The following is an 18,078-nucleotide window of genomic DNA, read 5'->3' on the forward strand; positions in this document are numbered from 1 at the left end:
CGGGCCGCTTCCGGCCACCCGCGCGCAGTCATTTGCGCAGGACGCCACGCGTCCTGCGAGCACTTTCCCACGCAGCACGCGAAGCGTCCTGCGAGCTTTTTCTACGCAGTACGTCGAGCGTCCTGCGAGCTTTTTCTACGCAGTACGTCGAGCGTCCTGCGAACAGCGCGGAGTAAATATGAGCCAGATGTTATCCACCGTCAGCGAACACCTGCTGGCACCCGGCGGCCTCACGCTGGACAGCCTGCAGTCGGTGTTGGGCGAGTTGGCCGGCCCCGGTATAGACGCCGCCGACCTGTATTTCCAGGGTCAGATTTCCGAGTCCTGGGCGCTGGAAGACGGCATCGTCAAGGAAGGCAGCTTCAACCTCGATCAGGGCGTGGGCGTGCGCGCTCAGTCCGGTGAGAAGACCGGGTTCGCCTACAGCAACGCCATTACTCAGGACGCCCTGGTGCAGGCCGCGCGTGCGGCCCGCTCGATTTCCCGCGCTGGCCAGAACGGCCGCGTGCAGGCGTTCAGCAGTCCGGTGGTAAGCCAGTTGTACGGTCCCGACAACCCACTGGAGGTCCTGACCCGCGCCGAGAAAGTCGACCTGCTCAAGCGTGTCGACGCCGCTACACGCGCGCTGGACCCGCGTATCCAGCAAGTCACCGTCAGCATGGCCGGTGTATGGGAAAGAATTCTCGTCGCTGCAGCCGATGGCAGCCTGGCCGCCGACGTGCGTCCGCTGGTGCGCTTCAACGTCAGTGTGATCGTCGAGCACAATGGGCGTCGCGAGCGCGGTGGCCACGGTGGCGGTGGCCGCACCGATTACCGTTACTTCCTGGCCGAAGACCGCGCCATGGGCTACGCCCGCGAAGCGCTGCGCCAGGCGCTGGTCAACGTCGAGGCGGTGGCGGCGCCGGCCGGTACCATGCCCGTGGTGATGGGCGCGGGCTGGTCCGGCGTGCTCTTGCACGAAGCGGTCGGGCACGGCCTGGAAGGCGATTTCAACCGCAAGGGCAGCTCGGCCTACAGCGGCCGCGTGGGCGAGAAGGTCGCCTCCAGCCTGTGCACCATCGTCGACGATGGCACCCTGGCCGGGCGTCGCGGTTCACTGAGCGTCGATGACGAAGGCACGCCTACGCAGTGCACCACCCTGATCGAAAACGGCGTGCTCAAGGGCTACATGCAGGACAAGCTCAATGCGCGTCTGATGGGCGTGGCCGCCACAGGCAACGGTCGTCGCGAATCCTATGCGCACCTGCCCATGCCGCGGATGACCAACACCTACATGCTGGCGGGCGAAAGCGACCCGGCCGAAATCATCGCCTCGGTGAAGAAGGGCATCTATTGCGCCAACCTGGGTGGCGGGCAGGTGGATATCACCAGCGGCAAGTTCGTCTTCTCGACCAGCGAAGCCTACCTTATCGAAGACGGCAAGATCACCACGCCGGTCAAGGGCGCCACGCTGATCGGCAATGGCCCGGAAGCGATGAGCAGGGTCTCGATGGTCGGCAACGACCTGTCGCTCGACAGTGGCGTGGGTACCTGCGGCAAGGATGGGCAGTCGCTGCCCGTGGGCGTGGGCCAGCCGACCTTGAAGATCGACGCGATCACCGTGGGCGGTACCGGCGCCTGAAGCGGATGACAGGCAGGCCGGGCGGCCTGCCTTCAGGCGTATCAGCGCAAGCCGCGTTGAGTTTCGTCCAGCTCGCGGATGTACTTGAAGATCTTGCGCGTAGTGGCAGGCGGTTTGTTGTGCGCCGTCTCGTGCTGGGCCTGGCGAACCAGGTTGCGCAGGTGCTGGCGATCGGTTTCCGGGTACTCGGCGAAAAACGCCTCGAGCACCTGGTCCGGGCCGGCTACCAGCCGATCACGCCAGCGCTCCAGGTTGTGAAAGCGCTCGTTGTATTGCCGGGTGGAGGCGTCCACTTGGTCGAGCAGCACCAGAATGGCTTCGATGTCCTGGTCGCGCATCAGTTTGCCGATGAACTGGATGTGGCGTTTGCGCGCGATGTTCGCCGTGTGCTTGGAGGCATCGGCCAACGCCCGGCGCAGGCCATCGGTCAAGGGCAGGCGATCGAGCATGTCCGGCTTGAGCGTGATGAGGCGCTCGCCCAGATCGGTCAGCGCATGCAGCTCGCGCTTGACCTGAGTTTTGCTTTTTCCCTCGTCGAGGGAGTCGTCGTAAGAATCAACCATGGGGGCCGTCCGCAAATAAACGCCGCCATGATAACCAGTCGGGGGCCGCTTGTCTGGCCCGGCCGTAGATCGGCCCGCCCCGAACCCGAATTTGATTGGAGAACACCATGAACGCACCCCAGAGCGTCGGCCCGCAGGCATTGCCAGTCCTGCAGGAGCAAGTGCAGCAGATCATCGATGAAGCCAAGCGTCAGGGGGCCAGCGCCTGTGAGGTGGCCGTGTCGCTGGAGCAGGGCTTGTCCACATCGGTGCGCCAGCGCGAAGTCGAGACCGTCGAATTCAACCGCGACCAGGGTTTCGGCATCACCCTGTACGTCGGCCAGCGGAAGGGCTCGGCCAGCACCTCGGCGAGCGGTCCGCAGGCCATTCGTGAAACCGTCGCTGCAGCCCTGGCGATCGCCAAGCACACCTCCGAGGATGAAAGCTCGGGCCTGGCCGACGCCGCTCTGATGGCCCGCGAGCAGCCCGATTTCGACCTTTACCACGCCTGGGACATCACGCCCGAGCAGGCCATCGAGAAAGCCCTGGCCTGCGAAGCCGCAGCCTTCGACGCCGAGCCCTTGATCAAGAATGCCGACGGCACCACGCTCAACACTCACCAGGGCTGCCGCGTGTATGGCAACAGCCACGGCTTCATCGGTGGCTATGCATCGACGCGACACAGCTTGAGCTGCGTGATGATCGCCGAAGCCAACGGGCAGATGCAGCGCGACTACTGGTACGACGTAAGTCGGCAGGGCGAGTTGCTGGCCGATGCCGCTTCCATCGGTCAGCGCGCCGCGCAACGCGCTGCCGCCCGTCTCGGTGCACGGCCGGTGCCGACGTGCGAGGTGCCGGTATTGTTTTCGGCCGAACTGGCCGGGGGGCTGTTCGGAAATTTCCTCGCGGCGATCTCCGGTGGCAACCTGTACCGCAAATCCTCGTTCCTGGAAGGGGCGATGGGCCAGCGGCTGTTCCCCGAGTGGCTGACCCTGGACGAGCGTCCGCACCTGATGCGCGCCATGGGCAGCGCGGCATTCGACGGCGACGGCTTGGCAACCTACGCCAAGCCGTTCGTAGAGAATGGCGAGCTGGTGTCCTATGTGTTGAGTACCTATTCGGGCCGCAAACTCGGCTTGCCCAGTACGGCCAACTCCGGTGGCGTGCACAACCTGTTCGTAACCCATGGCGACGAAGACCAGAAAGCGCTGCTGCGCCGCATGGGCCGCGGCTTGCTGGTGACCGAACTGATGGGCCATGGCCTGAACATGGTGACCGGCGACTACTCGCGCGGTGCGGCCGGGTTCTGGGTCGAGAATGGCGAGATCCAGTTTCCGGTCCAGGAAGTGACCATCGCCGGCAACATGCGTGACATGTTCAAGCAGATCGTCGCCGTGGGCAACGATCTGGAACTGCGCAGCAACATCCGCACCGGCTCGGTGCTGATCGAGCGCATGACGGTCGCCGGGAGCTGATCCCGTTGCCCGGCCCTTCAGGTCGGGCAATCTGTGCTGCGATGCTTGTTTTGATTCTCAATATCAATCAATAATAAAACTCATTACCGCTGATGAGTGTCGATCATGCTCGGCAAGTTGAACGAGGCCAGGCTGAAGGGCGCTGGCCCGCCAGCCGATCGAGGTGGCCGCGGCCAACCCGATCATCGGATATCGGCAAGCTGTCCAGATTGCCGAGCTAGCCTACAGGGAAGGTCGGCCGGTGATTGATGTGGCGCTGGAACACATGGACTTGCGTCGCGAACAGCTCGGCGACGTGCTCGACCCGGAAAAGCTCACCGCTGGCGGTATCGGACCGCTGGGCAACCGCTGGGAGACATCCGCCATGCAGCACTGGAAACGAATCACGGAGACGGCCAATGCCAGCTTTGTCCGGGGCGAGCTGATCGAGGCGCGCGAGCATTACCTGCAGGCCCTGGCATGGGCCCAGGTGCTGTTCGAGCGCTGGGCGGATGTCGACGAAGCAGTGGCCGCATGCGTCATCTCCCACCACAACCTTGCCGACCTGCACCTGCAGTTGCATCAACCCGAAGAAAGCGCAGAGTACCTGTGCGCCATTCATGAACGCCTGTTGCACGCCGCCCAGGATTCCAGACTGCAGCCTGCGCTGCGCGATGCGGCCCTGCGCCATGCCAGCAAGACCTACGCCGAACTGCTCGGCTTCACTCGCCAGCATGGCGAATACCCCCGTACCCACCGGTTGCTGTGTGGTGCCGCCGACACCGACGTTGCGCCAGTCGTCACGCAACCCGATAACCTTCACTACGGAGTTCACTGAAAATGCCTTATACCTTGCCTGCCTTGTCGTATGCCTACGATGCCCTGGAGCCGCACATCGATGCTGCGACCATGGAAATCCACCACACCAAGCACCACCAGACCTACATTACCAACGTCAATGCCGCCATCGAGGGTACCGAATACGCCGAGTGGCCCGTTGAAAAGTTGGTCGCCTCGGTCAAGCAGCTGCCGGAAAACCTGCGCGGCGCCGTCACCAACCACGGTGGTGGCCATGCCAACCACAGCCTGTTCTGGGAAGTCATGTCGCCCAACGGCGGCGGCCAGCCGCAGGGCGGCGTGGCTCAGGCCATCGAAACCGAGCTGGGTGGGTTCGATGCCTTCAAGGAAGCGTTCACCAAAGCCGCGCTGAGCCGCTTCGGCAGTGGCTGGGCCTGGCTCAGCGTCACCCCGGAAAAGAAGCTGGTGGTGGAGAGCAGCGGCAACCAGGACAGCCCATTGATGAATGGCAACACGCCGATTCTGGGCCTGGACGTCTGGGAGCACGCCTACTACCTCAAGTACCAGAACCGTCGGCCTGAATACATCAACGCGTTCTACAACGTGGTCGACTGGGCCAATGTCGAGAAGCGCTACCAAGCCGCCGTGAACTGAGCCCCGCGCCATGGGATCGCAGGCCTTTGCGCTGGTCAGTGTTCGCCGCTTTCGCCTGGCGCTGGGCACGTTGCTGTTATTGGCAGGCGCGGCCCTGCTGGTAGGCGAGCTGCTAGCCTGGCTCGACCTTGAGCCGCGCATCCTGCGCGCGCTCGAAGGCGGTGCCATCTGCGCCCTGGGCACGGCTCTGGGCGCAGTTCCCGTACTGGTCATCCGCAGCATGCCAGTCGCCGTGGCTGATACATTGCTGGGCTTCGGCGCGGGCGTGATGCTTGCGGCCACTGCGTTCTCGCTGATCATTCCCGGGCTGGATGCGGCAGCGGCCATCGGCTTCTCGCGCTGGGGCGCTGGTGGCCTGATGAGCCTGGGCATCATGTCTGGAGCGTTCTGTCTTTATCTAGTGGACCGGAGGGTTTCCGGAGTCACACCGGACTATCTGGTGGGCAGCACGCAGCAGCCTGTGATCCCTGCACGTATCTGGATCTTCGTGATCGCCATCATCGCTCACAACATCCCGGAGGGCATGGCCATCGGCGTGTCGGCTGGCGGCGGCATGCACGATGCCGACAGCCTGGCGATGGGCATTGCCCTGCAGGACGTCCCCGAGGGCCTGGTGATTGCGCTGGTACTGGCAGGTGCCGGAATGGCGCGCTACAAAGCTTTCCTGATTGGCGCCGCGTCTGGGCTGGTCGAGCCGGTATTCGCCGTGCTCTGTGCCTGGCTGGTGCGTATGGGCGAGCTGTTACTGCCCCTGGGCCTGGCCTTCGCGGCCGGCGCGATGCTGCTGGTAGTGACCCATGAGATCATTCCCGAGTCACGCAGCAATGGTCATCACAAGTTGGCGAGCCTGGGTCTGTGTGTAGGGTTCTGCCTGATGATGGTCATGGACACTGCGCTGTCTTGACCCCTGACCCTTGAACCCAGAGCTCAGAACCTGACGTAGCGCAGTACTCGACTGCCGCTACCGGGTTCTGCTTCTCGGCCGTTGGCTGGCTTTACTCGCCTTCGTCGAACTTGTCGTTGATCAGTTTGACGATGGCATCGAGCGCCTGCTGATCCTGCTCGCCTTCGGTGTGCAGGTGAATGGTGGTGCCTTTTCCGGCAGCCAACATCATTACACCCATGATGCTCTTGCCGTCGACCAAAGCTTCCGGCGTACGGCCAACACGTACCTGGCAGGGAAAGCGTCCCGCCACGCCGACAAATTTCGCTGCGGCGCGGGCGTGCAGGCCGAGCTTGTTGATGATTTCTACTTGGAGGGCGGGCATTGCGCGGGGGATCCTTTCAGCTGAGGTCGCGATGGCGAACCTGGACGTTCTTGAGCGACTGCTGCAGCAATCGGCCCAGGCGCTCGGTCAAGTATACCGAGCGATGATGCCCGCCTGTACAGCCGATGGCGATGGTGACATAGGCACGGCTGCTGGCAGCGAAGCGCGGCAGCCATTTGAGCAGGTAGGAGGAGATGTCCTGATACATCTCTTCGACGTCCGGCTGGGCCGCCAGGTATTCGGCGACCGGGGCGTCGAGCCCGGACTGTTCTCGCAGCTCCGGCTTCCAGTAGGGGTTGGGCAGGCAGCGCACGTCGAACACAAGGTCGGCGTCTATGGGCATGCCGCGCTTGAATCCGAATGACTCCACCAGAAAGGCCGTACCAGGCTCTGGCTTGTTCAGCAGCCGGACCTTGATGGCATCGCGCAGCTGGTAGAGGTTCAGGTTGGTCGTGTTGATCTTGAGGTCGGCCAGATCGACGATGGGCCCGAGCAGGTCGCTTTCGACGCGAATGGCCTCGGCCAGCGAGCGGCTCTCGTTGCTCAGCGGGTGGCGGCGACGGGTTTCGGAAAAACGCTTGAGCAGCGTTTCTTCGTCGGCGTCCAGGTACAGCACATCGCAATTGATGTGCTTGGCCCGTACTTCGGCCAGCAGTTGGGGAAAACGTGATAAATGGCTGGGCAGGTTGCGCGCATCGATCGACACCGCTACCTGCGGCTGTGCCAGCTCGGTGTGGATCAGGGCACGCTCTGCCAGTTCGGGCAGCAACCCGGCCGGCAGGTTGTCGATGCAATAGAAACCGTTGTCTTCGAGAACATCCAGGGCAGTGCTCTTGCCTGAGCCTGAGCGGCCACTGACGATGATCAAACGCATGGTTAATGACCGCTCTGTTCGTCCAGTACCACTTGGTACAAGGCTTGATTGCTGGGCGCCGAACGCAGTTTCTCACGCACTTCCTTGCGATCGAGCATGCTGGCGATCTGGCGGAGCAACTCCAGGTGGGCATCGGTGGCCGCTTCGGGTACCAGAAGCACGAACAGCAGATCCACGGGAGCACCGTCGATGGCGTCGTAGTCGATCGGGGCGCTCAGGTGGATGAGGGCGCTGACGGGTGTATCGCAGCCCTTCAGGCGACAATGCGGGATGGCAATGCCGTTGCCGAATCCGGTCGAGCCCAGTTTTTCACGGGCAACGAGCGCTTCGAATACCGTTTGGGTATCCAGCGTGGGCACTTCGCGACCGATCAGCTCGGCGATGTTTTCGAGTGCTTTCTTCTTGCTGCCGCCCGGCACGTTCACGCATGAACGGCCGGGGGTCAGGATGGTTTCTAGTCGGATCATGAGTGGGGAGTGTCAGCGAGCAGTCGCGCCTTGCAGCAGACTTTGCTGTTTTTCCTTATGCTTTTTGAGTTGGCGATCCAGCTTGTCGGTAAGCAGGTCGATGGCCGCGTACATGTCGTCATGTTCGGCGTTGGCAACCACCTCACCACCGGGTATGCGCAGGGTGGCTTCGATTTTCTGTTTGAGCTTCTCGACCTCCATGATCACCTGAACGTTGGTGATCTTGTCGAAATGACGTTCGAGCCGCTCGAGTTTTTCCCCGATGTAGGTTCGCAGGGGTTCGGTCACATCCAGTTGGTGTCCACTGATGTTGACTTGCATACCGCTTCTCCTTATTGCCATTGCATAAAGAAGCAGGCTTGGGTGCCTGCCACTGGAACGCTGTGGCACATCGCAGGGCTACATCAACCGCTTGCGTTCGCTGGACGGCGCAATCCCGAGGGATTCGCGATACTTGGCGACCGTTCGGCGGGCTACCTGGATGCCTTGTGCCTCCAGTAAACCAGCGATCTTGCTGTCACTCAACGGCTTTTTCTGATTTTCGGCCGCGACCAGTTTCTTGATGATCGCGCGGATCGCCGTGGAGGAGCATTCGCCACCTTCCGAGGTACTGACATGGCTCGAAAAAAAGTATTTCAGCTCGTATATGCCACGGGGTGTATGCATGTATTTCTGCGTGGTCACCCGTGAAATGGTCGATTCGTGCATGCCCACCGCCTCGGCGATGTCGTGCAGCACCAGAGGCTTCATGGCCTCGTCGCCATAGTCGAGGAAGCCGCGCTGATGCTCGACGATCTGCGTCGCCACCTTCATCAGGGTCTCGTTGCGGCTCTGCAGGCTCTTGATGAACCAGCGCGCTTCCTGCAGCTGGTTGCGCATGAAGGTGTTGTCGGCGCTGGTGTCGGCGCGCCGCACGAAGCCCGCGTACTGCGGATTGACCCGCAGGCGTGGCACGGACTCCTGATTGAGCTCGACCAGCCAGCGGTCGCTGTCCTTGCGCACGATGACATCGGGCACGACGTATTCCGGCTCGCTGGATTCGATCTGCGAGCCGGGCCGCGGATTGAGGCTCTGCACCAGCTCGATGACCTGGCGCAGCTCGTCTTCCTTGAGCTTCATGCGGCGCATCAGCTGGCTGTAGTCGCGCGAGCCGAGCATGTCGATGAAGTCGCTGACCAGGCGCTGGGCTTCGGCCAGCCAACGGGTCTTGGGCGGCAGCTGGCGCAGCTGCAGCATCAGGCATTCGCTCAGGTTGCGGGCGCCAATGCCAGCGGGCTCGAACTGCTGGATGCGGTGCAGCACCGCTTCGATTTCATCCAGCTCGATGTCCAGTTCAGGATCGAAAGACTCGCAGATTTCCTGCAGCGTCTCGTCCAGGTAACCCTGGTTGTTGATGCAGTCGATGATGGTCACGGCGATCAGCCGATCGGTGTCGGACATGGGCGCCAGGTTCAGCTGCCACAACAGATGCGTCTGCAGGCTTTCGCCGACCGATGTGCGCGTGGTGAAGTCCCACTCGTCGTCATCGTTGCTCGGCAGGCTGCTGGCGCTGGTCTGGTAGATGTCTTCCCAGGCGGTGTCCACAGGCAGTTCGCTTGGGATGCGTTCGTTCCAGTCGCCTTCCTCGAGGTTGTCGACCGTAGGCGCGGATTCCTGGAAGCTCGGCTCCTGGACTTCCTGGGGCGGTGTCTGCTCGACCTTGTCGGCCAGCGGGTCGCTGTTGTCGAAGTCGTCGCCTTCTTCCTGGCGTTCGAGCATGGGATTGGATTCCAGCGCTTCCTGAATCTCCTGTTGGAGGTCCAGGGTCGATAGCTGGAGAAGGCGGATGGCCTGTTGCAACTGCGGTGTCATCGTCAGTTGCTGGCCCATACGTAGGACGAGCGATGGTTTCATGGCAGGAACTTAACACCTTGGTCGCCGGCGCGAAGCGCCTTCTACTACGGGTACCGAAGCACCCGGCTTATGTCGTAAGCAAATTATATGCCTGAAACCTGAGTGTTTGCCTAGGGCGCCATGAAAATTAATGCCCGTGGGAGGGCGCTGGCGCCCTCGGGCCTTACAAGCGGAACTCGTGGCCCAGGTAGACTTCGCGCACCAGATCATTGGCCAGAATGGTCTGGGCATCGCCTTCGGCAATCAGCTGGCCGTCGTTGACGATGTAGGCCGTTTCGCAGATATCCAGGGTCTCGCGGACGTTGTGGTCGGTGATCAATACGCCGATGCCCTTGGTCTTGAGGTGGTGGATGATCTGCTTGATGTCGCCGACCGAAATCGGATCGACACCGGCGAAGGGTTCGTCGAGCAGGATGAACTTGGGTGCGGTGGCCAGGGCGCGGGCGATCTCCACGCGGCGACGTTCACCCCCCGAAAGGCTCATGCCCAGGTTGTCGCGGATGTGCGTGATGTGGAATTCCTGCAGCAGGCCTTCGAGCTCTGCCAGCCGAGCCGTGGCATCGAGTTCCTTGCGGGTTTCCAGAATGGCCATGATGTTGTCGGCCACCGACAGCTTGCGGAAGATCGAGGCCTCCTGCGGCAGGTAACCGATGCCGGAGCGGGCGCGGCCATGCATCGGCTGGTGACTGACGTCCAGGTCGTCGATGAGCACACGGCCCTGATCGGCCTGCACCAGGCCGACGATCATGTAGAAACAGGTGGTCTTGCCGGCCCCGTTGGGGCCCAGCAGGCCGACGATCTGCCCGCTTTCGATGGACAGGCTGACGTCGCGTACGACTTGCCGGCTCTTGTAGCTCTTGGCCAGGTGCTGCGCTTTCAGAACTGCCATTACTGGGCCTTCTGCGGTGCGTCGGATTTCTTCTTCGGCTGGATCACCATGTCGATGCGCGGACGAGGCGTGGTGACCTTGCTGCCCGTGGCACGGCCGGCGTTGACCACCTGGCGCACGGTGTCGTAGACGATCTTCTCGCCTTCGGACGTGTTGCCGTCGTTGATGACCTTGGCCTTGTCGATCAGCACGATGCGGTTCTGCGCCGCGAAGTACTGGATGGTCATGCCGTAGGCCTGCACGATGGGCTTGTCGGCGGCGGGTTTCTGCTCGTAGTAGGCCAGGTTGCCGACAGCAGTGAACACGTCCACGTCGCCCGTGGCATTGCGGGTGATGGTCACGGTATTGCCGGTGATCTTCATCGACCCTTGGGTAATGATCACATTGCCCTTGTAGGTCGCCACACCCTGTTTGTCGTCGAGCTGGGCATCGTCGGACTGGATATGAATGGGCTGATCGCGGTCAGTGGGCAGTGCCCAGGCGCTCGCGCTTCCCAGTGCTGCGCTCAGGCTGAGCAAAAAGGGGAGGGTTTTAACGAGCCTCATACTGTCCTCTTACGTTGGACAGCAAGTTGATCTTGCTGTCATTCAGATACGCTTTCATGCCCTTGGCCGTCGACACGCCACCGGCGCCGTCGATTCTAACGTCTTGGTCGGTCTGCGCATATTGCTTCTGTGGGAAAACGGTCATGCGCGAGCTGGTGATCAGCGTAGCGCGGCTTTTCTGATCGGTACGCGCGATGCGCACCGAATCGATCAGCTCGACTTCGCTGCCATCGGGATTCACTTCGCCGCGATCGCTCGTCACGTGCCACGGATAGACGGTTCCGCGGTACAGCTGCATGTCCGGCTTGGTCAGCAAGGTGACCTGCGACGTCTTCACGTGCTCGACCTTGTTGGCAGTCATGTCGTACTGCACGCCGCCATCGGGCAGGTATTGCCGAGCCTTCGCGTTGATAGCGTAGTAATCGATCTGGCTTTCGTCGACGGCTGCCGTGGGCTGGTCGAGGAAGCGCTCCGGGCTGATGTCCCAGTAGCCGATGGCGGCGAACAGCAGCCCCAGCACACCCAGGATGACGATATTGCGGATTTTCTTGTTCAGCATGTCAGGCCCTACAGGTAGGCGGCGCGGGCCGCTTCGAGATTGCCTTGGGCATCGAGGATCAGCTCGCAGAACTCGCGTGCCGCCCCGAAGCCGCCACTGGCCTGGGTCACACCGTCGGCATGCTGGCGCACGAAGGCATTGGCATTGGCCACTGCCATACCCAGGCCCACCCGGCGAATCACCGGCAGGTCGGGCAGGTCGTCGCCCAGGTAGGCCACGTGTTCATAGCTCAGGCCGAGTTCGGCGAGCAGTCCGTCGAGCACCACGAGTTTGTCTTCACGGCCCTGAAAGAGGTGGGCGATGCCCAGGTTTCTGGCACGCCGCTCCACCACCGGGCTCTTGCGACCGGTGATGATGGCCGTGGTCACGCCACTATTGATGAGCATCTTGATGCCCTGACCATCCAGCGTGCTGAAGCTTTTGAACTCGCTGCCGTCTTCGAGGAAATACAGGCGGCCATCGGTCAGTACGCCGTCGACGTCGAATACGGCCAGCTTGATGGCCTTGCCTCGCTGCAGGAGGTCGTTGCTGCCAGTCTCGGGCATTGCACCATTCTCGGTCATTACATGACTCCCGCGCGCAGCAGATCGCCAAGGTTGAAGGCGCCTACCGGACAGTCTTGATCGTCAACCACGATCAGTGAGTTGATCTTGTTGTCTTCCATGATCTTCAGCGCCTCGGCAGCCAGCATGTCGGCGCGAGCCGTCTTGCCGTGGGAAGTCATGACGTCTTCGATTCGAGTGCTGTGGACATCGATGGTGCGATCCAATGTGCGCCGCAGATCGCCGTCGGTGAAGATCCCGGCCAGGCGGCCATCGGCTTCCAGGATGGCGGTCATGCCCAGGCCCTTGCGGGTCATTTCCATCAGCGCATCGCGCAGCAGTGTACCGCGCGCCACCTGTGGCAGCGCAGTGCCGGTGTGCATCACGTGCTCCACCTTGAGCAGCAGGCGTCGGCCCAGTGCTCCGCCGGGATGGGAGAAGGCGAAGTCTTCGGCCGTGAAGCCGCGCGCCTCGAGCAGGGCGATGGCCAGCGCATCGCCCAGCACCAGGGTAGCGGTGGTGGAGGAGGTCGGCGCCAGGTTCAGCGGGCAGGCCTCCTGAGCGACGCGCGCGTCGAGATTGACCTCGGCAGCCTGGGCCAGGGGTGAGTCGGGGTTGCCGGTCATGCTGATCAGCGGAATGCCCATGCGTTTTATCAAAGGCAGCAAAGTGACGATCTCCGCTGTCGAACCGGAGTTGGACAGGGCCAGGATGATGTCCTGGCGAGTGATCATGCCCATGTCGCCATGGCTGGCCTCGGCAGGATGCACGAAAAACGCCGGGGTGCCGGTGCTGGCCAGGGTCGCGGCGATCTTGTTGCCGATATGGCCGGACTTGCCCATGCCCAGCACGATCACGCGGCCGTTGCTTTCGAGGATCAATTCGCAGGCGCGCACGAAATCGGCGTCGATGTGGGCAAGCAGGCCCTCTACCGCTTCGATTTCGAGACGTATGGTGCGGTGCGCGGATTGGATCAGGTCGCTGGTCTGGCTCATGGCGAAAATCGGTAGGCCCGGTGAAAAGGCGGCGATTATAGCGGGAATGGACGTGCGACTCACCTGCCTATTTCGCGGCCCCGGTAAATCGATGGTACGTTTCGCCAATGGATCAATCTTGGGCGGCACGTGTCTGCAATGCTATAGTTCGCCGCTTGTTCGGCCTGTCCGCGCCAAGTGTCTTCGGTCAGAAGATGAGCGTCCGAGGGTAAGGTTGCACTGCAAGGAGTTTAAATGAGTGCCGATAGCGCCTACGCGGTCGAGCTGAAAGGGGTTTCCTTCAAGCGCGGTGCGCGGAGCATTTTCAACGACGTCGATATCCGCATTCCTCGCGGCAAGGTCACCGGTATCATGGGGCCTTCAGGTAGCGGCAAGACCACGCTCCTGCGTTTGATGGGCGCGCAACTGCGGCCCAGCGGCGGCGAAGTGTGGGTCAATGGCCAGAACCTGCCCAAACTCTCGCGCAGCGATCTGTTCGATGCGCGCAAGCACATGGGCGTGCTGTTCCAGAGCGGCGCGCTGTTCACCGACCTGGACGTGTTCGAAAACGTGGCCTTCCCGCTGCGCGTGCACACCGACCTGCCCGAAGACATGATCCGCGACATCGTTCTGATGAAGTTGCAGGCCGTTGGCCTGCGCGGTGCCATCGAACTGATGCCGGACGAACTGTCCGGCGGCATGAAGCGCCGGGTCGCGCTGGCCCGCGCCATCGCCATGGACCCGCAGATATTGATGTACGACGAGCCGTTCGTCGGTCAGGACCCGATCGCCATGGGCGTACTGGTGCGGCTGATCCGCCTGCTCAACGACGCCCTGGGTATCACCAGCATCGTGGTGTCCCACGACCTGGCGGAAACCGCGAGCATCGCCGACTACATCTATGTCGTAGGTGATGGCCAGGTGCTTGGTCATGGCACGCCAGAAGCCTTGATGGGGTCGGACAATCCGCGCGTCCGCCAATTCATGAAGGGCGATCCCGACGGCCCCGTGCCTTTTCATTTTTCCGCGCCCGACTACCGCGCCGATCTGCTGGGGAAGCGTTGATGCGCAAGAAATCAATCATGGAGCGCGTGCGCCTGTTTGGCCGCTCGGCCATCGACATGGTCGGCATCCTGGGTCGTTCCGGGCTGTTCCTCGGCCACGCGCTGGTGGGCCGCGGCGGCATCGGTGGCGGCTTCCAGCTGCTGATCAAGCAATTGTATTCAGTGGGCGTCATGTCCCTGCTGATCATCGTCGTGTCCGGCGTGTTCATCGGCATGGTGCTGGCGCTGCAGGGCTTCAGCATTCTGGCCAAGTACGGGTCGGAGCAGGCGGTCGGGCAAATGGTCGCGCTGACATTGCTGCGTGAACTCGGACCTGTGGTCACCGCTCTATTGTTCGCCGGTCGTGCAGGTTCTGCATTGACGGCCGAGATCGGCAACATGAAGTCGACCGAGCAGTTGTCGAGCCTGGAGATGATCGGCGTCGACCCGCTCAAGTACATCGTTGCGCCAAGGCTGTGGGCCGGTTTCATTTCCCTGCCGTTGCTGGCGATGATTTTCAGCGTCGTCGGTATCTGGGGTGGATCCTGGGTCGCCGTCGATTGGCTGGGCGTCTATGAAGGATCGTTCTGGGCCAACATGCAGAACAGCGTGAGCTTCACCGATGACGTGCTCAACGGTGTGATCAAGAGCCTGGTATTCGCTTTCGTCGTCACCTGGATCGCCGTGTTCCAGGGTTATGACTGTGAACCCACGTCCGAGGGCATCAGTCGCGCTACCACCAAGACCGTGGTCTACGCGTCGCTGGCCGTTCTGGGCCTGGACTTTATTCTGACCGCCCTGATGTTTGGAGATTTCTGATGCAAAACCGATCAATGGAAGTCGGAGTCGGCCTGTTCCTTCTGGCCGGCATCCTGGCTTTGCTGCTGTTGGCCTTGCGTGTCAGTGGTCTGTCCACCAGCGCGAACACCGAGAGCTACAAACTTTATGCCTATTTCGACAATATCGCCGGTTTGACTGTCAGAGCGAAGGTGACCATGGCCGGTGTGACCATCGGCAAGGTCACGGCTATCGATCTGGATCGCGACACCTTCACTGGCCGGGTGACCCTGCAGCTGGACAAGAAAGTGGACAATCTGCCCACTGACTCCACTGCTTCCATCCTGACCGCGGGCCTGCTGGGCGAGAAGTACATTGGTATCAGCGTGGGTGGCGAGGAAGCCTTGCTCACCGACGGCGGTACCATCCACGACACCCAGTCGTCCCTGGTGCTCGAAGACCTGATCGGCAAGTTCCTGCTCAACACAGTCAGCAAAGATGCCAAATAAGGAGTTATCCATGTTTTCGATCATGCGACGCAGCCTGCTGGTTCTGGTGGCTCTGCTACCGATGTGGGCCAACGCAGCCCCTGCGGTATCCGCACATCAGGTGGTACAGGGCGTCACCGACCGGCTGCTGTCGGATCTGGAAAAGAACCGCGAAACCTACCGCAGCAACCCTCAGGCTTTCTACGACGCGTTGAATTCCATCGTCGGTCCAGTCGTCGATGCCGAAGGCATATCGCGCAGCATCATGACCGTGAAGTACGCGAACCGGGCAACACCGGCGCAGAAAACGCGTTTCCAGGAAAATTTCAAGCGCAGCCTGATGCAGTTCTATGGCAACGCGTTGCTCGAATACAACAACCAGGGCATCACCGTTGGCCCGGCCAAGGATGAAAGTGGCACTCGTACCAGCGTCGACATGCAGGTCAAGGGCACTGGCGGAGCGGTGTATCCGGTTTCCTACACCCTGGAAAACCTGAACAACGAGTGGAAGGTGCGTAACGTCATCATCAATGGCATCAACATCGGCAAGCTGTTCCGCGACCAGTTCGCCGACAGCATGCAGCGCAACGGCAACGACCTGGACAAGACCATCGACGGTTGGGCGGGCGAAGTCGCCAAGGCCAAGGAAGTCACCGACAAAGCTGCCCCGACGAGCGCCCAGTGATGGATCAGGCTCGCGTCGAACTGGCCGGCGATCAGCTCAGTCTGGCCGGCGTGCTGGACTACCGCTCCGGCGCCGCCCTGCGCAAGCAGGGGCAGGCATTGATCCAGTCCAGCCCGGCCACGGCGCTGGTCATTGACTGCACTGCGGTCGAGAAATCCAGCAGCGTCGGCTTGTCCCTGCTGCTGGGCTTCATGCGCGATGCCGAGGCGGCCGGCAAGACCGTGCGGGTCCAGGCACTGCCCCACGATATGCGTCAGATCGCTCAGGTCACCGGCATGAGCGAATTCTTTTCACAGATTTGAGCGGCCCTCATCGAGGTCCTCTGGCCTGATCCCGTCGATACGGGGTTCGCAGTCGGGGGGCTTTTTTGTATGATGGCCGACCCGCGCGCACAGGGCGCCGATCGAGGTTGAGCATGCAGGCTGTAGAAGTGAAGGGTTTCCTTGAATCCAAGCTGCCGGGAGTGCAGGTGGAAGTCGAGGGCGAAGGCTGCAATTTCCAGCTGAACGTGATCAGTGACGAGCTGACCGCGCTTAGCCCGGTCAAGCGCCAGCAACAGATCTATGCTCATTTGAACCCATGGATCGCCGATGGCAGCATCCATGCGATCACCATGAAATTCTTCAGCAGCGCAGCCTGGGCTGAGCGTTCCTGAGCCATTCCGCGTCGAGACTCCAATGGACAAACTGATTATTACTGGCGGCGTTCGCCTTGATGGCGAAATTCGCATTTCCGGAGCGAAAAACTCCGCTCTGCCGATTCTGGCTGCCACCCTGCTGGCCGATGGGCCGGTAACGGTTGCCAACCTGCCGCACCTGCACGACATCACCACCATGATCGAGCTGTTCGGTCGCATGGGCATCGAGCCGGTGATCGACGAGAAGCTGGCGGTCGAGATCGATCCGCGCACCATCAAGACACTGGTTGCACCGTACGAGCTGGTCAAGACCATGCGCGCCTCGATCCTGGTGCTGGGCCCGATGGTCGCTCGCTTCGGCGAAGCGGAAGTGGCGCTGCCCGGTGGTTGCGCGATCGGCTCGCGTCCGGTCGACCTGCACATCCGCGGCCTCGAAGCCATGGGTGCGGTCATCGACGTGGAAGCCGGCTACATCAAGGCCAAGGCGCCGGAAGGTGGCCTGCGCGGCGCCAACTTCTTCTTCGACACGGTCAGTGTGACCGGTACCGAGAACATCATGATGGCCGCAGCCTTGGCCAATGGCCGCAGCGTCCTGCAGAACGCCGCGCGCGAGCCGGAAGTGGTCGATCTGGCCAACTTCATCAATGCCATGGGCGGCAACGTCCAAGGCGCCGGCACCGACACCATCACCATCGATGGTGTGAAGCGCCTGCACTCGGCGACCTACAAGGTCATGCCCGATCGCATCGAGACCGGTACCTACCTGGTGGCCGCCGCCTGCACAGGCGGCCGGGTCAAGGTCAAGGACACCGATCCGACCATTCTCGAAGCCGTGCTGGAAAAGCTTCGCGAGGCGGGCGCCGAGATCACCACCGGCGCCGACTGGATCGAACTGAACATGCATGGCAAGCGGCCCAAGGCGGTCAACGTGCGGACCGCGCCGTACCCGGCGTTCCCCACCGACATGCAGGCGCAGTTCATTTCGCTCAATGCCATTGCCGAAGGCACTGGCGCGGTCATCGAGACGATCTTCGAAAACCGTTTCATGCACGTCTACGAGATGCATCGCATGGGCGCGCAGATTCAGGTCGAGGGCAACACGGCCATCGTCACCGGCACCGAGAAGCTCAAGGGCGCACCGGTCATGGCGACCGACCTGCGGGCGTCGGCGAGCCTGGTGATTTCGGCGCTTACCGCCGAAGGCGACACCTTGATCGACCGCATCTACCACATCGACCGTGGCTACGAGTGCATCGAAGAAAAACTGCAGATGCTGGGCGCCAAGATCCGTCGCGTACCGGGCTGATGTGCGTGCAGGGCGCAGGGATGCGCCCGGTCGTTGCCAGAAACTTTCCTGTAAGGACTGAC

Annotated in this window: 23 protein-coding genes and 1 pseudogene; 13 read left to right on the plus strand and 11 right to left on the minus strand. The window is 62.0% G+C overall.

Going from position 1 to position 18,078, the window contains the following annotated elements:
* The first annotated feature begins 178 nt into the window (after positions 1–178).
* On the plus strand, positions 179–1,621 hold the full coding sequence (gene tldD, locus IFT44_RS05395) for a metalloprotease TldD (RefSeq protein ID WP_122479511.1): 1,443 nt from the start codon (positions 179–181) through the stop codon (positions 1,619–1,621).
* Between the two features lie 41 nt (positions 1,622–1,662).
* Here tldD and yjgA read toward each other — a convergent pair whose 3' ends face one another.
* Positions 1,663–2,184, minus strand: coding sequence for a ribosome biogenesis factor YjgA (yjgA, locus tag IFT44_RS05400; protein WP_192137018.1), 522 nt, complete (start codon positions 2,182–2,184; stop codon positions 1,663–1,665).
* Between the two features lie 107 nt (positions 2,185–2,291).
* On the opposite strand from yjgA, the gene pmbA reads away from it, so the two are divergent.
* From pmbA to IFT44_RS05425, 5 genes and pseudogenes are all read left to right on the plus strand, one after another.
* On the plus strand, positions 2,292–3,638 hold the full coding sequence (pmbA, locus tag IFT44_RS05405; protein ID WP_185794052.1) for a metalloprotease PmbA: 1,347 nt from the start codon (positions 2,292–2,294) through the stop codon (positions 3,636–3,638).
* A gap of 114 nt (positions 3,639–3,752) precedes the next feature.
* Positions 3,753–3,969, plus strand: a pseudogene (aspA, locus tag IFT44_RS05410) (aspartate ammonia-lyase); the annotation flags it as partial.
* Between the two features lie 33 nt (positions 3,970–4,002).
* A complete protein-coding gene (locus IFT44_RS05415) occupies positions 4,003–4,455 on the plus strand; it encodes a hypothetical protein (protein ID WP_122479507.1) in 453 nt (150 codons plus the stop codon).
* A 2-nt stretch (positions 4,456–4,457) separates the two neighbouring features.
* Positions 4,458–5,069: a superoxide dismutase gene (locus tag IFT44_RS05420; protein ID WP_192053586.1), complete on the plus strand. Its 612-nt coding sequence runs from the start codon at positions 4,458–4,460 to the stop codon at positions 5,067–5,069.
* Between the two features lie 10 nt (positions 5,070–5,079).
* The gene (locus tag IFT44_RS05425) at positions 5,080–5,973 is read left to right on the plus strand and encodes a ZIP family metal transporter (protein WP_122479505.1); all 894 of its coding nucleotides are present in this window, start codon (positions 5,080–5,082) and stop codon (positions 5,971–5,973) included.
* A gap of 91 nt (positions 5,974–6,064) precedes the next feature.
* On the opposite strand, the gene IFT44_RS05430 is transcribed toward IFT44_RS05425, so the two are convergent.
* The 10 genes from IFT44_RS05430 to IFT44_RS05475 all read right to left on the minus strand — a co-directional run bounded on the left by IFT44_RS05430 (position 6,065) and on the right by IFT44_RS05475 (position 13,101).
* Positions 6,065–6,337, minus strand: coding sequence for an HPr family phosphocarrier protein (locus tag IFT44_RS05430; protein ID WP_122479504.1), 273 nt, complete (start codon positions 6,335–6,337; stop codon positions 6,065–6,067).
* A gap of 16 nt (positions 6,338–6,353) precedes the next feature.
* Positions 6,354–7,211 carry an RNase adapter RapZ gene (rapZ, locus tag IFT44_RS05435; RefSeq protein WP_122479503.1) on the minus strand — a complete coding sequence of 286 codons (858 nt, stop codon included), beginning with the start codon at positions 7,209–7,211 and terminating at the stop codon, positions 6,354–6,356.
* Between the two features lie 2 nt (positions 7,212–7,213).
* Positions 7,214–7,678, minus strand: a complete 465-nt coding sequence (ptsN, locus tag IFT44_RS05440; RefSeq protein WP_122479502.1) for a PTS IIA-like nitrogen regulatory protein PtsN — start codon at positions 7,676–7,678, stop codon at positions 7,214–7,216.
* 12 nt (positions 7,679–7,690) lie between these two features.
* Positions 7,691–7,999, minus strand: a complete 309-nt coding sequence (gene hpf / locus IFT44_RS05445; RefSeq protein WP_049860579.1) for a ribosome hibernation-promoting factor, HPF/YfiA family — start codon at positions 7,997–7,999, stop codon at positions 7,691–7,693.
* Positions 8,000–8,077: 78 nt separating this feature from the next.
* The gene (locus tag IFT44_RS05450) at positions 8,078–9,571 is read right to left on the minus strand and encodes an RNA polymerase factor sigma-54 (protein ID WP_192175549.1); all 1,494 of its coding nucleotides are present in this window, start codon (positions 9,569–9,571) and stop codon (positions 8,078–8,080) included.
* A 163-nt stretch (positions 9,572–9,734) separates the two neighbouring features.
* Positions 9,735–10,460, minus strand: coding sequence for an LPS export ABC transporter ATP-binding protein (gene lptB, locus IFT44_RS05455; protein ID WP_043186715.1), 726 nt, complete (start codon positions 10,458–10,460; stop codon positions 9,735–9,737).
* The gene (lptA, locus tag IFT44_RS05460) at positions 10,460–11,005 is read right to left on the minus strand and encodes a lipopolysaccharide transport periplasmic protein LptA (RefSeq protein ID WP_043186718.1); all 546 of its coding nucleotides are present in this window, start codon (positions 11,003–11,005) and stop codon (positions 10,460–10,462) included. Before lptA ends, lptB begins: the two co-directional genes overlap by 1 nt.
* Positions 10,992–11,564, minus strand: a complete 573-nt coding sequence (gene lptC, locus IFT44_RS05465; protein WP_192175550.1) for an LPS export ABC transporter periplasmic protein LptC — start codon at positions 11,562–11,564, stop codon at positions 10,992–10,994. The genes lptA and lptC overlap by 14 nt, the downstream gene beginning before the upstream one ends.
* Positions 11,565–11,572: 8 nt before the next feature.
* Entirely contained in the window at positions 11,573–12,109 is a 537-nt protein-coding gene (locus IFT44_RS05470; RefSeq protein WP_192053946.1) for a KdsC family phosphatase, read from the minus strand.
* Between the two features lie 17 nt (positions 12,110–12,126).
* On the minus strand, positions 12,127–13,101 hold the full coding sequence (locus IFT44_RS05475) for a KpsF/GutQ family sugar-phosphate isomerase (protein ID WP_122479499.1): 975 nt from the start codon (positions 13,099–13,101) through the stop codon (positions 12,127–12,129).
* Between the two features lie 234 nt (positions 13,102–13,335).
* Here IFT44_RS05475 and IFT44_RS05480 point away from each other — a divergent pair, with 234 nt between their 5' ends.
* The 7 genes from IFT44_RS05480 (at position 13,336) to murA (ending at position 18,016) form a co-directional block, all read left to right on the plus strand.
* Positions 13,336–14,145 (plus strand): ATP-binding cassette domain-containing protein, encoded by an 810-nt coding sequence (locus IFT44_RS05480; RefSeq protein ID WP_122479498.1) that lies wholly within the window; start codon positions 13,336–13,338, stop codon positions 14,143–14,145.
* A complete protein-coding gene (gene mlaE, locus IFT44_RS05485) occupies positions 14,145–14,942 on the plus strand; it encodes a lipid asymmetry maintenance ABC transporter permease subunit MlaE (protein ID WP_043186730.1) in 798 nt (265 codons plus the stop codon). The genes IFT44_RS05480 and mlaE overlap by 1 nt, the downstream gene beginning before the upstream one ends.
* Positions 14,942–15,409, plus strand: coding sequence for an outer membrane lipid asymmetry maintenance protein MlaD (gene mlaD, locus IFT44_RS05490; protein ID WP_043186734.1), 468 nt, complete (start codon positions 14,942–14,944; stop codon positions 15,407–15,409). The genes mlaE and mlaD overlap by 1 nt, the downstream gene beginning before the upstream one ends.
* A gap of 10 nt (positions 15,410–15,419) precedes the next feature.
* Positions 15,420–16,073 (plus strand): MlaC/ttg2D family ABC transporter substrate-binding protein, encoded by a 654-nt coding sequence (locus IFT44_RS05495; RefSeq protein ID WP_122479497.1) that lies wholly within the window; start codon positions 15,420–15,422, stop codon positions 16,071–16,073.
* Positions 16,073–16,375 (plus strand): STAS domain-containing protein, encoded by a 303-nt coding sequence (locus IFT44_RS05500; RefSeq protein WP_122713625.1) that lies wholly within the window; start codon positions 16,073–16,075, stop codon positions 16,373–16,375. The genes IFT44_RS05495 and IFT44_RS05500 overlap by 1 nt, the downstream gene beginning before the upstream one ends.
* Before the next feature lie 113 nt (positions 16,376–16,488).
* A complete protein-coding gene (locus tag IFT44_RS05505) occupies positions 16,489–16,728 on the plus strand; it encodes a BolA family protein (protein WP_043186744.1) in 240 nt (79 codons plus the stop codon).
* Between the two features lie 22 nt (positions 16,729–16,750).
* Positions 16,751–18,016: a UDP-N-acetylglucosamine 1-carboxyvinyltransferase gene (murA, locus tag IFT44_RS05510; protein ID WP_122479496.1), complete on the plus strand. Its 1,266-nt coding sequence runs from the start codon at positions 16,751–16,753 to the stop codon at positions 18,014–18,016.
* Positions 18,017–18,078 lie beyond the last annotated feature (62 nt).

Origin of the sequence: Pseudomonas sp. CFBP 13710, from assembly GCF_014842235.1 — a bacterium.
GTDB classification, from domain to species: domain Bacteria; phylum Pseudomonadota; class Gammaproteobacteria; order Pseudomonadales; family Pseudomonadaceae; genus Aquipseudomonas; species Aquipseudomonas baltica.